Origin of the sequence: Streptomyces sp. NPDC017676 (assembly GCF_044329325.1) — a bacterium.
In the GTDB taxonomy this organism is placed as follows: domain Bacteria; phylum Actinomycetota; class Actinomycetes; order Streptomycetales; family Streptomycetaceae; genus Streptomyces.
This window is the reverse complement of the sequence record NZ_JBIRJA010000004.1, coordinates 86,056-99,624: the sequence shown is the minus strand read 5'-3', so window position 1 is coordinate 99,624 and position 13,569 is coordinate 86,056. Positions and strand designations below refer to the sequence as shown.

General features: G+C 71.1%; 13 protein-coding genes. 6 read left to right on the top strand and 7 right to left on the bottom strand.

Annotated elements, in window-relative coordinates:
* Window positions 1-22: 22 nt before the first annotated feature.
* Window positions 23-1,030, bottom strand: coding sequence for a LacI family DNA-binding transcriptional regulator (locus ACH4LD_RS10540; RefSeq protein ID WP_398053841.1), 1,008 nt, complete (start codon window positions 1,028-1,030; stop codon window positions 23-25).
* 115 nt (window positions 1,031-1,145) lie between these two features.
* On the opposite strand from ACH4LD_RS10540, the gene ACH4LD_RS10535 reads away from it, so the two are divergent.
* Window positions 1,146-2,306, top strand: a complete 1,161-nt coding sequence (locus ACH4LD_RS10535; RefSeq protein ID WP_398053840.1) for a Gfo/Idh/MocA family protein — start codon at window positions 1,146-1,148, stop codon at window positions 2,304-2,306.
* On the opposite strand, the gene ACH4LD_RS10530 is transcribed toward ACH4LD_RS10535, so the two are convergent.
* On the bottom strand, window positions 2,287-3,318 hold the full coding sequence (locus ACH4LD_RS10530; protein ID WP_398053839.1) for a LacI family DNA-binding transcriptional regulator: 1,032 nt from the start codon (window positions 3,316-3,318) through the stop codon (window positions 2,287-2,289). The two genes, ACH4LD_RS10535 and ACH4LD_RS10530, sit on opposite strands and share 20 nt — an antisense overlap.
* 132 nt (window positions 3,319-3,450) lie before the next feature.
* Between ACH4LD_RS10530 and ACH4LD_RS10525 the strand changes: the two genes are divergently transcribed.
* From ACH4LD_RS10525 to ACH4LD_RS10515, 3 genes are read left to right on the top strand one after another with little or no spacing between them, the layout of a single operon-like run.
* A complete protein-coding gene (locus ACH4LD_RS10525) occupies window positions 3,451-4,617 on the top strand; it encodes a phytanoyl-CoA dioxygenase family protein (RefSeq protein WP_398053838.1) in 1,167 nt (388 codons plus the stop codon).
* An 8-nt stretch (window positions 4,618-4,625) separates the two neighbouring features.
* On the top strand, window positions 4,626-5,402 hold the full coding sequence (locus ACH4LD_RS10520) for an SDR family oxidoreductase (protein WP_132789030.1): 777 nt from the start codon (window positions 4,626-4,628) through the stop codon (window positions 5,400-5,402).
* A gap of 32 nt (window positions 5,403-5,434) precedes the next feature.
* The gene (locus ACH4LD_RS10515) at window positions 5,435-6,439 is read left to right on the top strand and encodes a Gfo/Idh/MocA family oxidoreductase (protein WP_398053837.1); all 1,005 of its coding nucleotides are present in this window, start codon (window positions 5,435-5,437) and stop codon (window positions 6,437-6,439) included.
* A gap of 49 nt (window positions 6,440-6,488) precedes the next feature.
* On the opposite strand, the gene ACH4LD_RS10510 is transcribed toward ACH4LD_RS10515, so the two are convergent.
* The 5 genes from ACH4LD_RS10510 to ACH4LD_RS10490 form a co-directional block, all read right to left on the bottom strand.
* The gene (locus ACH4LD_RS10510) at window positions 6,489-6,683 is read right to left on the bottom strand and encodes a hypothetical protein (protein WP_132789032.1); all 195 of its coding nucleotides are present in this window, start codon (window positions 6,681-6,683) and stop codon (window positions 6,489-6,491) included.
* Window positions 6,684-7,097: 414 nt separating this feature from the next.
* On the bottom strand, window positions 7,098-8,006 hold the full coding sequence (locus ACH4LD_RS10505; RefSeq protein WP_392048972.1) for a sugar phosphate isomerase/epimerase family protein: 909 nt from the start codon (window positions 8,004-8,006) through the stop codon (window positions 7,098-7,100).
* A gap of 2 nt (window positions 8,007-8,008) precedes the next feature.
* Window positions 8,009-8,920: an ATP-binding cassette domain-containing protein gene (locus ACH4LD_RS10500; protein ID WP_132789034.1), complete on the bottom strand. Its 912-nt coding sequence runs from the start codon at window positions 8,918-8,920 to the stop codon at window positions 8,009-8,011.
* A 3-nt stretch (window positions 8,921-8,923) separates the two neighbouring features.
* Window positions 8,924-10,000 (bottom strand): ABC transporter permease, encoded by a 1,077-nt coding sequence (locus ACH4LD_RS10495; RefSeq protein WP_132789035.1) that lies wholly within the window; start codon window positions 9,998-10,000, stop codon window positions 8,924-8,926.
* Window positions 10,000-11,019 (bottom strand): sugar ABC transporter substrate-binding protein, encoded by a 1,020-nt coding sequence (locus ACH4LD_RS10490; protein WP_398053836.1) that lies wholly within the window; start codon window positions 11,017-11,019, stop codon window positions 10,000-10,002. Before ACH4LD_RS10490 ends, ACH4LD_RS10495 begins: the two co-directional genes overlap by 1 nt.
* Before the next feature lie 176 nt (window positions 11,020-11,195).
* On the opposite strand from ACH4LD_RS10490, the gene ACH4LD_RS10485 reads away from it, so the two are divergent.
* Together ACH4LD_RS10485 and ACH4LD_RS10480 are read left to right on the top strand one after the other, a co-directional pair.
* Window positions 11,196-11,987: a GntR family transcriptional regulator gene (locus ACH4LD_RS10485; protein WP_398053835.1), complete on the top strand. Its 792-nt coding sequence runs from the start codon at window positions 11,196-11,198 to the stop codon at window positions 11,985-11,987.
* Window positions 11,988-12,255: 268 nt separating this feature from the next.
* Window positions 12,256-13,569 carry an ABC transporter substrate-binding protein gene (locus ACH4LD_RS10480; RefSeq protein ID WP_132789038.1) on the top strand — a complete coding sequence of 438 codons (1,314 nt, stop codon included), beginning with the start codon at window positions 12,256-12,258 and terminating at the stop codon, window positions 13,567-13,569.

Below are 13,569 nucleotides of genomic sequence, written 5' to 3'. Positions count from 1 at the left end.
CCACGTCGACCTCGGGGGCCGTTCACCCCGGCAGGCCGTCCCCGGGCGGTCCCGTCGTCCCCCGGATCTCCAGCGTCGGCGCGGCCAGCCGCACCCGCCCCTCGTCACCCGGCCGCTCGAAGCGGTCCAGCAGGCAGCGGGCGGCGCGCCGGCCCACCTCGTGCGGGGCGGTGTCGACGGTGGTCAGCCACAGGTGCCGCAGCCGGGAGACGCTGGTGTTGTCGTACCCGGTCACGGACAGGTCGCCGGGCACCCGCAGCCCCAGCTCACCGGCCGCCGACAGCGCGCCCACCGCGGTCATGTCGTTGACGGCGAAGAGTGCCGTGGGCCGCTCGGGGCGGCTGAGCAGGCGGACGGTTCCGCGGTAGCCGCCCTCCTCGGTCAGATCGCCGGGCTCGACGAGCGGTTCGGCGCCGTGCGCGCGCATCGCCGTCTCGAAGCCCCGCCGGCGCAGCGCGCCGACGGCGCCGTGGCCGGCGAGGTGCGCGATCCGGCGGTGGCCGAGCCCGAGCAGGTGCTCGGTGGCGAGCCGGGCGCCCCGCTCGTCGTCGCCCGCGACGACGTCCACCCCCGGCGGCTGCGCCTCGCGCGCGCCGGCCACGACCACCGGCATCCGCCGCGCGAGCGCGCCGAGGCCGCCCGCGTCCGGGACCGTGCCGACCACCACCAGTCCGTCGACGCCCAGGTCCAGGAAGGGCTCGGCGAGGTCGTGGCCCATCCGCCGGCCCAGGCGGGCGTCGGCGAGGATCATGTGCAGACCGGCCGCGTGCAGCAGGGAGTTGAGCCCGTCGAGCAGTTCGACGAACCAGGGGTTGCGCAGGTCGTCCAGGAGGACACCGATGGTGCGGGTGCGCTGCTCGCTGAGGCTGCGGGCCGCCGCGTTCGGCCGGTAGCCCAGCTCGCGCACGGCCCGCAGGACCGCCTCCCGCTTCTCGGGGCGCACCGGGCCGGAGCCGCGCAGCACCAGGGAGACGAGCGACTTCGACACGCCGGCCCGTTCGGCCACGTCGCGGATCGTCGGCGCTCTCATGGGATGGACCGTTCCACGCGGCGTGCCGCGCTGTCAAAGGGTTGACACGCTGCCCATGTCCGAACAAAGGTGGCCTGGACCGTCGATGGACCGGTCCAAACGGAGAGGGGCTGTCATGGTGGACGCGCTCGGTGTCGCCGTCATCGGGTTCGGCTGGATGGGCCGGGTGCACACCCAGGCGTACGCCCGTCTCCCGCACCACTACCCCCGGCTGCCGCTGCGGCCCCGGCTGGTCACGGTCGCCGAAGAGGTGCCGGGGCGGGCGGAGGAGGCCGCCGAGCGGTTCGGGTTCGCCTCGGCGACCCGGGACTGGCGCGAGGTGGCCGCCGACCCGCGCGTCCAGGCGGTGAGCGTCACCGCGCCGAACTTCCTGCACCGGGAGATCGGCGTGGCGATGGCCGAGGCCGGCAAGCACCTGTGGATCGAGAAGCCGGTGGGCCTGACCGCCGGGGACGCCCGCGCCGTCGCCGACGCCGTCGCCAAGGCCGGCGTGCAGGGCGCGGTCGGCTTCAACTACCGCAACGCGCCCGCCGTCGAGGCCGCCCGCGAGCTGATCGCCTCCGGCGGGATCGGCACGGTCACGCACGTCCGCATCCGCCTCTTCAGCGACTACGCGGCCCATCCAGACGGCGCCCTGACCTGGCGTTACGAGCGCGAGCGCGGGGGCAGCGGGGTGCTCGGCGACCTGGCCTCGCACGGCGCCGACCTGGCCCGCTTCCTGCTCGGCGACATCGCCTCGCTCACCGCCGACACGGCGGTCTTCGTCCCGGAACGCGCCCGTCCGAGCGGTGCGACGGCCGGCCACGCCCTGGCCGCCGGCGGCGAGCCGGGCCCGGTCGAGAACGAGGACTACGTCAGCTGCCTGCTCCGCTTCGCGTCCGGCGCCCGCGGCGTCCTGGAGGCCTGCCGGGTCTCGGTCGGCGAGCAGAACAACTACGGCTTCGAGGTGCACGGCACCCGGGGCGCGGTGTTCTGGGACTTCCGCCGGATGAACGAACTGAAGGTGAGCCGGGGTACCACGTACCAGGACCAGCCGGTGAGCACGGTGTACGTCGGGCCGGGCGCCGGGGAGTTCGCCGCGTTCCAGCCGGGCGCGGCCAACGCGATGGGCTACGACGACCTGAAGGTGATCGAGGCCTACCGCTTCGTCCGCTCCATCGCCGAGGGCACCCCGTACGGCACCACGCTCGCGGACGCGGTGCACAGCGCCACCGTGCTGGACGCGATGGCGGAGTCCGCCGCGAGCGGGGCGTGGGTCACCCTGCCGGGGTCGTAGGCATGTTGTACGGCGTGACCACCTGGATCGCCGACGGCAGGACCGGCCCGGCCGGCGGCAGCGCGCCGTGGAAGCGCATCACCTCGTGGCAGGCCTCGCGCAGGTCGTGCCGCAGATCGTGGTGGAGCACCGCGGACAGGCGGTGCTCGCGCAGCAGCCGGGTGTTGTCGTGGTCCAGGTCGTGCGCGACGAACACGGCGCACTCGCGGCCGAGGTCGGCGAAGGCCCGCAGGGTGGCGTTGTTGCCGCCGCCGATGGAGTACACCGCCCGGATCCCCGGGTCGCGTTCCAGGGCGGCGCGGACCAGGTCGTACTGCGTGGCGTCCAGGCCGTGGCCCTCGGCGATCTCCACCAGCGTCCGCTCCGGGTGCCGGGCCCGCATGACACTGCGGAAGCCCATCTCGCGCTCCTCCTCGTTGCGGAAGAAGCCGCTGCTGAGGCTGGTGAGGACGTTGCCGGGCCGGTCGCCGAGCCACTGGCCCGTCAGGTAGGCGGCGGTCGCGCCGGCCGCCCGGTTGTCGATGCCGACGTAGGCGACGCGTCCGCTCGCGGGCAGGTCGGTGACGAGGGTGACGACCGGGACGCCGGCGGCGGTCAGCCGGCCGACGGCCGCGGTGACCTCGGGGACGTCCGGCGCCTTGAGGATCACTCCCTGCGAGCCGCGCCGCGCGATCCGGTCGAGCGTGCCGACCAGTTCCCGGACCGGGCCGGTCTCGCGGAAGTGGAAGCGGGAGCGCACGACGGCCGGGTGCAGGGCGGGCAGTTCGGCCTCCAGGGCGGCGCGTACGGCGGTGGTGAACCGCTCGGGCGCCTGGGCCACGATGTCGACCATGAAGGTACGGCCGACCAGCCGGACCTGGGTGCGCTGCCGGTCGAGGTCGGCGATGGCCCGGCGCACCTCCCGCGCGGTGCTCTCGCGCACCCCTCCCCTGCCGTTCAGCACCCGGTCCACGGTGGCCTCGCTGAGACCGGCCTGACGTGCGATCTCCCGGATCGGGAACGGGTGGCCCATGGACCGGCTCCTTGAGGGGTTTTTGATGGTCGCGTGCTGGTTGTTCGAGGGGTTTGTACTGACAAGAATGACAGGGCCGCGCCGCTTGCCGTGACCGAAGGCGCCGCTCCCGTGACCGAAAGAGGGACACCGATGTCCGTCGCCGCCGTGCCAGGCCGTGCCTGGCTGTCCGATCAGGACTGCGATCTCGGCGCGTTCCGCGCCCTGGTCGAGCGCACCACGGATCCGGCCGCCTACCCGTACGCCGCGTCCGTCGTGGAGAACGTCCTCGTGTACGAGGGTGAAGGGCTGCGGACGGCCGGCGACCGGACCGCGCTGCGGGCCGAGCTGGTGCGGGCGCTCGCCGAGGGCCCCGGGATCGTCGTCGTCCGGGCCGCCTTCCCGGAACCGGACGTCGTCGACCGGGTCACGGCGGTGTTCGAGGCGCTGATCGACGGGCAGCGGGCCGCCGGGGCGACCGCGGGCGACCACTTCGCCGCGCCCGGCGCCAACGACCGGGTGTGGAACGCGCTGGAGAAGACGGCCCTGTACGACGCGGAGGCGTTCGCCGACTACTACGCCAACGACGTCCTGGCGCTGCTCGCCACGTCTTGGCTGGGCCCCGGCTACCAGGTCACCTCCCAGGTCAACGTGGTCAACCCGGGCGGCGCCGGACAGACCGCGCACCGGGACTACCACCTGGGCTTCCTGAGCAACGCGGTGGCCGCCGCCTACCCCGCCCACGTGCACCGCCTCTCGCCCGTGCTCACCCTCCAGGGTGCGGTCGCCCACTGCGCCATGCCGGTGGAGTCCGGACCGACGCTGTACCTGCCGTACTCCCAGCTGTACGAGCCGGGCTACCTGGCCTGGCGGCTCCCGGAGTTCCAGGAGTACTTCGCGGCGCACCACGTGCAGCTCCCGCTCGCGAAGGGCGACGCCGCCTTCTTCAACCCGGCGCTCTTCCACGCCGCCGGCACCAACCGGACGGCGGACGTCCGGCGCACCGCCAACCTCCTGCAGATCTCGTCCGCGTTCGGCCGCGCGATGGAGACCGTGGACCGCGAGGCGGTGGCGAACGCGGTGTTCCCGGTGCTGCTGCGGCGCAAGGAGGCGGGTGCCTCCGAGGAGTGGCTGGAGAACGTGATCGCCGCGAGCGCCGAGGGCTACCCCTTCCCCACCGACCTGGACAGCGATCCGCCGGTCGCCGGGCTGGCCCCGCCGGCGCAGGCGGACCTGGTGCGGCGGGCGCTGAGGGAGACATGGCAGCCCGTGCGGCTGCGCGAGGAACTGCGGGCGGCGGCGGAACGCCGGAAGAGCTGAGGCAGGGCATGGGACTTCTCGACGACAAGGTCGTTCTGGTCAACGGCGGCAGCCAGGGCGTCGGGGCCGCCATCGCGCGGGCCGCCGTGCGCGAGGGCGCCGTCGTGGCGGTGAGCGGGCGGCGCCCGGAGCCGGGCGAGGCGCTGGTGGCCGAGTTGTCGGCGACCGGCGGCAAGGCGGTGTACGTCCAGGCCGATCTGGCGGACGCCGAGCAGGCGAAGGCGTCGGTCGCCGAGGTCGTGGACGCCTACGGCCGCGTCGACTGCCTGGTGAACTCGGCCGGGCTGACCTCGCGGGGCACGTTGCTGGACACCACGCCGGAGTTGTTCGACGCGCACATCGCGGTCAATCTGAAGGGGCCGTTCTTCGCGATGCAGGCGGCGGTCGCCGACATGACGGCCCGCAAGGCGCCCGGCACGATCGTCAACGTCATCACCTCGTCGGCGCACGGCGGGCAGCCGTTCCTCGCGCCGTACGTCGCCGCCAAGGCGGGCCTGGTGGGCCTGACCCGGAACGCGGCGCACGCCCACCGCTGGGACCGGATCCGGATCAACGGCCTGAACATCGGCTGGACCGCGACCGAGGGCGAGGACGCCACCCAGCGGGCCTTCCACGGCGCCGGTGACGACTGGCGGGAGCAGGCCGCGGCCCGGCTGCCGATGGGCAAGCTCGGCCAGCCGGACGAAATCGCGGACTTCGTGGTCTTCCTGCTGTCCGAGCGGTCGGGGGTGGTCACCGGGTCGGTGATCGACTGGGACCAGAACGTCCTCGGCGGCCTCGACTAGAACCGAAGCACCAACCCTAGGAGCAGTACCGCATGCGTATCGGAATCCTCGGCCTCGGCCGCATCGGCGCCTTCCACGCCGAGACCCTCGCCGGACTGGACGCCGTCGAGTCGCTCGTCGTCGCCGACCCGTTCGCGGAGGCGGCCAAGGCCGCCGCCGAGCGGTTCGGGGCACAGGTCGCGGACTCGCCGGAGGCCCTGCTCGCGGCCGGCGTGGACGGCCTCGTCGTGGCGGCGGCCACCGACGCCCACCCCGCCCTGATCCGGGCCGGCGTCGAGGCGGGCGTCCCGGTCTTCTGCGAGAAGCCGGTCGCCCGCACCATGGCGGAGGGCGTCGAGGTGCTGAGGGCCGTACAGGGCAGCGACGTGCCCGTCCAGATCGGCTACAACCGGCGCTTCGACGCGGGCTTCGTCGCCGCGCGGGCCGCCGTACAGGCCGGTGAGCTGGGCACGCTGCACACGGTCCGCTCCACGACCCTGGACCCGGCGCCGCCGCCGGCCGCCTACATCGCCGCGTCCGGGGGCATCTTCCGTGACTGCTCGGTGCACGACTTCGACATCATCCGCTGGGTGACGGGCCGTGAGGTCACCGAGGTGTACGCGGTGGGCGGCAACCGGGGCGCCGACTACATCAAGGCGGCGGGCGACGCCGACACCACCGGGGCGATCCTCACCCTGGACGACGGCACGATCGCGGTGGTGTCCAACTCCCGGCACAACAAGCGGGGTTACGACGTGCGCATGGAGCTGCACGGTTTCGCCGACTCCATCGCCGTCGGCCTGGACGACAAGCTGCCGCTGCGCTCGGTCGAACCCGGTGTCACCTTCCCGGCCGGCACCCCGCACGACTTCTTCATGGACCGCTTCACCGACGCCTACCGCGCCGAACTGACAGCGTTCACCGAGGTCGTGGCCGGCACCCGGACCTCGCCGTGCACCGTCGAGGACGCCCTGGAGGCCGGCTGGATCGCGGAGGCCTGCACGCTGTCGCTGCACGAGCACCGGCCGGTGACCCTCGCCGAGGTACGGACGGTCTGACCGCACGCCGACGGCGCCGGGCAGCTGCCCGGCGCCGTCGGCGTGTCCGTCAGCCGCAGTACCGGATCAGCCACTCGTCCGGGTTGTAGGTGTCCCGCGCCGGGTCCGGCACCGTCGCCGGCTTCGTCTCCACCGTGTCCTGCGGGCGTATCCGCTCCGGCAGCGCGCCGAAGCGGTCGCGGCGCCGGGCGGCGGCGTCGGCCGGGTCCTGGGATGTGGTGCGTGGGTCCGTACGGTGTGTCATCTCGTCCTCCCGTCCGCGCGGGCGTTCCCCGTTGTCGGTCAGACGCCCGTGTGCCCCCGTTGGTTCCCGGCCGCCCGGTGCCCGAATCCCCCGGGACAGCGCAGGAACCGGGCCGCGGTCGTCGGCACCGCGGCCCGGTCGTGTGCACCCGGCCCCCTAGGCCCTGTCGTCAAACTCCCGTCTGCCGCGCGACGCCATGCACGCACTCTCGCCGCACCGGCCCCAGACCCGAGTACGCCCAGTACGAGGGCCTGTGGCCGGCACGGCGAAAGCACGCACCTGACGCCGCACGGCCCGCCCTCCGGGCGGACGACGGGAGTTTGACGACAGGACCTAGGGCCTCTCGTTCGGATCACGCCGGGCTCGCGAGCCCTGGCACCGCTCCCTGATCCGGCCTGATCCGAACGAAAGACTCTACGCCCCGCAGGACCGCAGGAAGCGCCGGGTGCGTACCGCGATCGGCAGCGGCTTGTCCGGCTCGCACGGGTACATGTCCTGCTCGACGATCGCGAACAGCTCCACACCGAGCTTCTGCGCCGCCTCCAGGACCGGCCCCAGCTCGGGGACCCCGGAGGGCGGTTCGCACATCACCCCGCGCTGCACGGCCGGTCCGAACGGCACCCCGCCCGCGACCACCTCGGCGAGGATGTCCGGGTCGACCTGCTTGAGGTGCAGGTACCCGATGCGCTCGCCGTAGGTCTCGATCAGCTTGACGCTGTCCCCGCCGCAGTAGGCGTAGTGCCCGGTGTCCAGGCAGAGGTTGACCAGCTCGCTGTCGGTCGAGTCCAGGAAGCGCTCGACGTGTTCCTCGGTGTCGATGTGGGTGTCGGCGTGCGGGTGGACGACGATGTCCAGGCCGTAGGTCTCCTTGACCTCGTGGCCGAGTCGTTCCATGCCCTTGGTCAGGTGGGCCCACTGCCCGGCGGTCAGCTCGGGTGGCTCCAGGATCTCGGCGGTCTTGTCGTCCCGCCAGAAGGAGGGGATGACGACCAGGTGCCGGGCGCCCATCGCCTGGGTGAGCGCGGCGACCTGGCTGACGTGCGCCCAGGTCTCCTCCCAGACGGCGGGGCCGCGGTGCATGCCGGTGAAGACCGTGCCCGCCGAGACCTTCAGGTTCCGCTTGGCCACCTCGTCGGTGAGCCGGGCGGGATCGGTGGGGAGGTAGCCGTAGGGGCCGAGTTCGATCCAGTCGTAGCCGGCTTCGGCGACCTCGTCGAGGAAGCGTTCCCAGGGCACCTGCTGGGGGTCGTCGGGGAACCAGACACCCCAGGAGTCGGGGGCGGAGCCGACCCGGATGCGGTCGAGCGGGGTGGGGTGCGCCATGATCAGGTGTTTCCTTCCGGGGAGGCCGCCACGGGTGCGCTGAGGTCGCCCTCCTCGGGCAGCTCCTCCACGTCGACGCCGCGCACCTGGGCCAGCTCGTGCTTGAGCGCGGCGAGTTCGGCGCCGCCGGCCATGTGGTTGGTCAGTTCTTCGAGGCCGATCTCGCTGCGTTCGGCGCTCAGTTCCAGGGTGCCGAGGCGCAGGACGCTGAAGTGGTCGCCGACCATGTAGGCGTGGTGGGGGTTGTGGGTGATGAAGATGACGCCGAGGCCGCGGTCGCGGGCGGCGGCGATGTACTTCAGCACCACCCCGGACTGCTTGACGCCGAGGGCGGCGGTGGGCTCGTCCAGGATGAGCACGCGGGCGCCGAAGTAGACGGCGCGGGCGATGGCGACGCACTGGCGCTGGCCGCCGGAGAGGGTGCCGATGGGCTGTTCCAGGTCGTCCAGGACGATGCCCATGTTGCGCAGTTCCTGGTCGGCGGTCTCCTTCATCCGGGCGATGTCGAGCCGGCGCAGCGGCCAGGGACCCTTGGTCATCTCGGAGCCGAGGAAGAAGTTCCGCCACACCGGCATCAGGGGGACGGTGGCGAGGTCCTGGTAGACGGCGGCGATGCCCTTGTCGAGAGCTTCGCGCGGGGTGGTGAAGCGCACCGGAGTGCCGTCGACGAGGAACTCGCCCTCGGTGTGCTGGTGCAGCCCCGAGATGATCTTGATGAGGGTGGACTTGCCGGCGCCGTTGTCGCCGAGCACGCAGGTCACCCGGCCGGTGTGGACCTTCAGGTCGACGCCGTGCAGGGCGCGGATGTTGCCGTAGGACTTGCCGGCGCCGCGGAGTTCGACCAGGAGCCCGTCGGGGGTGGGCGCGCTGTCCTGGAGGACGGCGCCGTGGGTGCCCGTGGTGTTGTCGGTCATCGCTTACCTCCGGGTCGCCGTGCGCTGGACCCACAGATTGATCAGGACGGCGCCGAGGAGCATCACGCCGAGGAAGGCCTTGAACCAGTCGGGGTTCCAGCCGGCGTAGACGATGCCCTGCTGCACCATGCCGAACATGAAGGCGCCGAAGACCGGGCCGATCGCGGAGCCGTAGCCGCCGGTGAGCAGGCAGCCGCCGATGACGGCCGCGGCGATGTAGATCAGCTCCTGGCCGACGCCCTCGCCGGACTGCACGGTGTTGAACGAGAACAGGTTGTGCATGCCGACGAACCAGGCGCCGAAGCCGACCAGCATGAACAGGGTGATCTTGGTGAACCTCACCGGGACACCGACCGCGCGGGCGCTGTCCTTGTTGCCGCCGACGGCGAAGATCCAGTTGCCGTACTTGGTGCGCAGCAGCACCCAGGTGGCCAGGGCCGCGAAGACCAGCCACCAGACCACGGTGATCTTCACCTGGACCCCGCCCACGTCGAAGGAGGAGGCGAAGATCCTGCGGGCCTGGTCGAAGCCGTCCATGTCGCTGATGTCGTCGGTGGCGACATTGCCGGTGACCAGCTTGGTGACCGCGAGGTTGGTGCCCTGGAGGATCAGGAACGTGCCCAGGGTGACCAGGAAGCTGGGCAGCCCGGTCTTCACCACCATCCAGCCGTTGAAGGCGCCGATCGCGAGGGACACGATCAGGGCGACGATCACACCGGTCCACACGTTCACGGTGAGCTGGTAGCTGAGCATGCTCGCGGTGAGCGCCGAGGAGATCACCGCGACGCCGGAGGAGAGGTCGAACTCCCCGCCGATCATCAGCAGGGCCACCGGGAGGGCCATGATGCCGATGGTCGACGACTGGTAGAGGATGTTCGCCATCGAACTGCCGTCGCGCACCGGCGGCGCCGTGATCAGGAAGAAGACCAGGACGGCGACGGCGCCGAGGAAGACACCCACCTCGGGCCGGGCCAGCAGGCGGAGGGCCAGCGGGCGCCGGGCGGTGCGGCCGTCGGTCTGCTTCGGGCCGGACGCCGGCGGCCTGCCGACCGCCGGCTCAGCCTGCTGGGCCATGCTCATCACCGGGTGCCCTTCGCGGCGAACCCGGCGACCTTGTCGACGTTGGACTTGTCCACGAAGGCCGGGCCGGTGAGCACGGCCTGCTCACCGCCGCCGCTGTAGTTGCCGTTGTTCTTGTAGAGCCACAGCGAGTCGACCGCCAGGTAGCCCTGGAGGTAGGGCTGCTGGTCGACGGCGAACTCGATGGTGCCCTTCTGCACCGCCTTGACCAGGTCCTTGTTGAGGTCGAAGGTGGCCACCTTCGCCTTGCTGCCCGCGTCGCCCACCGACTGGACCGCGGTCAGCGCGAAGGGGGCGCCGAGGGTGACGACGGTGTCCACGGACTTGTCCTGCTTCAGCTTGGCGGTGATGGTCGACTTCACCGACGGCATGTCGGTGCCGTTCACGTACAGGGTGTCCGTGGTGCCCTTGAACGTCTTCTTCACGCCGTCGCAGCGCTGGGTGAGGCCCACGTTGCCCTGTTCCTGGATCACGCAGACGATCTTCTTCGCGCCGGTCGTGTTGAGCTTGTTGCCGAACGCCTCGCCCGCCACGCTCTCGTCCTGCCCGAAGAACTCCAGCAGGCCGAGCTTCTTCCAGTCGCTCAGTCCGGAGTTGAGGCCGACCACCGGGATGCCGGCCTGCTCGGCCTTGGCGATGGCGCCCTTCATCGCGTCGGGCTTGGCCAGGGTGACCGCGATGCCGTCGACCTTCTGGTCGATCGCGTTCTGCACGTAGTTCGCCTGGTTGCCCGCGTTGGGGTCGGCGGAGTAGATCAGCTTGATGTTGTCCTTGGCCGCCGCGGCCTCCGCGCCCTTGCGGACGGTGTCCCAGAAGGTGTCGCCGGGCGCCTGGTGGGTGACCAGGGCGACGGTCATACGGGGGGTGTCGGCCTTGCCCGCGGAGGGGTTCGCCGCTTCCTCCTCGGCCTTCTTGCCGCCGGAACTGCTGGAGCAGCCGGCGAGGGTGAGGGCTGCCGCGGCGGCCACCGCCACGAGGGGGGCCAGTCTGCGGGAGCGGGGACGAGAAGAGCGGTCCATCTTTCCAGCACCTCACTGTGCGTGCGACGGGGCAAGGACGCTGTTGCGTTGGGACGGGATACAAGCCTCTGTCGAGCCCGCTGTCAATACTTTGTTAAGACATCATTTCACAAGCAGGTCCGAATGTAAGTACAAACCATTGACACCTTCGGCGCCGGGGCCTACACCTGAGGGACATGAGCCCAGTACACCGCACCCCGCAGCGAACGGCACCGGGTGATCGCGCGCTGGATCCCGTGGCCTTCGCCCTGGACCGGTCCAGCCCGGTCCCGTTGTACTACCAGCTCGCCCGGCAACTGGAGGCGGCCATCGAGCGCGGCGTGCTGGTACCGGGGAATCTGCTCGGCAACGAGGTCGACCTGTCGGTGCGGCTCGGGCTGTCCCGGCCCACCGTCCGCCAGGCGATCCAGTCCCTGGTCGACAAGGGGCTGCTGGTGCGGCGCCGGGGGGTCGGGACGCAGGTGGTGCACAGCCAGGTCAGACGCCCGCTGGAACTCAGCAGCCTCTACGACGACCTGGAGTCGGCCGGACAGGGCCCGACCACCCGGGTGCTGCGCAACGAGCGGATCGCGGCGCCCGCCGACGTGGCCGCCGCCCTGGGCCTCCCGGAGGGCGCCGAGGTCGTCGTACTGGAGCGGCTGCGCCGCACCCACGGCCGGCCGGTGGCGTTCCTGCGCAACCACCTGCCCGCCGCCCTGCTGGAACTCGGCACCGAACGGCTGGAGTCCACGGGCCTGTACCGGATGCTGCGCTCCGCCGGGATCGTCCTGCACAGCGCCCGCCAGTCCATCGGTGCCCGCGCCGCGAGCGCCGAGGAGGGCGCCCTGCTGGAGGAGCCGGAGGGCGCGGCCCTGCTCACCATGCGGCGCACCGCCTACGACGACGCGGGCCGGCCGGTGGAGCACGGCAGCCACGTCTACCGGGCGTCCCGGTACGCCTTCGACTTCCAACTGCTGGTCAGAAGCTGAAACGGAACGATCTGTTTCACACAGCCCCCTCGGCCTGCCCGGGCCGTGGGGGCCGTTGCGTCCCGCCATCGTCAACGGTGCAGGTGACGGTGACGATTACGTTTCGGGCAAGAGACACCTCAGTGGCACCGGAGCTATTGACGCATGAGCGGACATGGGGCTGTTATTACGCCCACGATGTTCGGTCGAGTTGATTTCTGAGCGGTTTCGAACCTTTCAGTGATCAGCTCATCCCCTTGGCCGAACCCTGTATGCATCAGGAGCCGCCATGCGCCTCTCGCCCTCCGGTCTCTCCGTCCCGGGTCCCAGCCGCCGTTCCCTGCTGCGCGGAGCGGGTGGTGCCGCCCTGCTCGCCGGCGCCGGCATACCCCTGCTGTCCGCCTGCGGAGGCAGCGGTTCCGGTTCCGACCCGAAGACCGTCACCCTGGGTTCCAACGCCTCGGACGCGGTGCCCAAGAAGGCCTTCGAGAGCGTCTACGCGGCCTTCAAGAAGCAGTCCGGCATCACCGTCGACGTGAACACCAAGGACCACAACACCTTCCAGGAGCAGATCAACTCGTATCTGCAGGGCACCCCGGACGACGTGTTCAACTGGTTCGCCGGCTACCGCATGCAGTTCTTCGCGGCGAAGAAGCTGGCCACGCCGATCGACGACGTGTGGGCCAAGATCGGGGACAACTTCCCCGAGGCCATGAAGAAGCTCAGCAAGGGCGAGGACGGCAAGTACTACTTCGTGCCGCTGACCACCTACCCGTGGGCGGTCTTCTACCGCAAGAGCGTCTTCCAGCAGCACGGCTACGAGGTCCCCACCACCTGGGACGACCTCGTCGCCCTGTGCAAGCAGATGAAGAAGGACGGCCTGGTCCCGATCGCCTTCGGCGACAAGGACGCCTGGCCGGCGATGGGCACCTTCGACCAGATCAACTTCCGCCTGAACGGCTACGACTTCCACGTCCAGCTGATGGCCGGCAAGGCGTCCTGGACCGACGCCAAGGTGAAGGACGTCTTCGACCACTGGGCCGAGATCCTCCCCTACCACCAGGACGGCTTCATGGGCCGCACCTGGCAGGACGCCGCGCAGAGCCTGGTCGCGAAGAAGGCCGGCATGTACCTCCTCGGCTCGTTCGTGGCCCAGCAGTTCACCAACAAGGCCGACCTGGACGACCTCGACTTCTTCGCCTTCCCGGAGATCAACTCCGCGTACGGCCAGGACACCGTCGAGGCGCCGACCGACGGCTTCATGGTGAGCAAGTCCCCGAAGAACCACGCGGGTGTCGTCAAGCTGCTGGAGTACCTGGGCAGCCCCGCCGCGGAGGAGCTGTACCTGAAGACCGACCCGAGCGTGGTCGCCGCCTCCAGCAAGGCCGACACCTCCTCCTACTCGGCGCTGCAGAAGAAGGCGTTCGAGATGATCGGCAGCGCCAAGAGCCTCACCCAGTTCATGGACCGCGACAGCCGCCCCGACTTCACCTCCACGGTGATGCAGCCCGGCCTGCAGAAGTTCCTCCAGAACCCCAAGGGCGTGGACAGCCTGCTGTCGTCCATCGAGCGCCAGAAGAAGACCATCTTCGCGTCCTCGTGA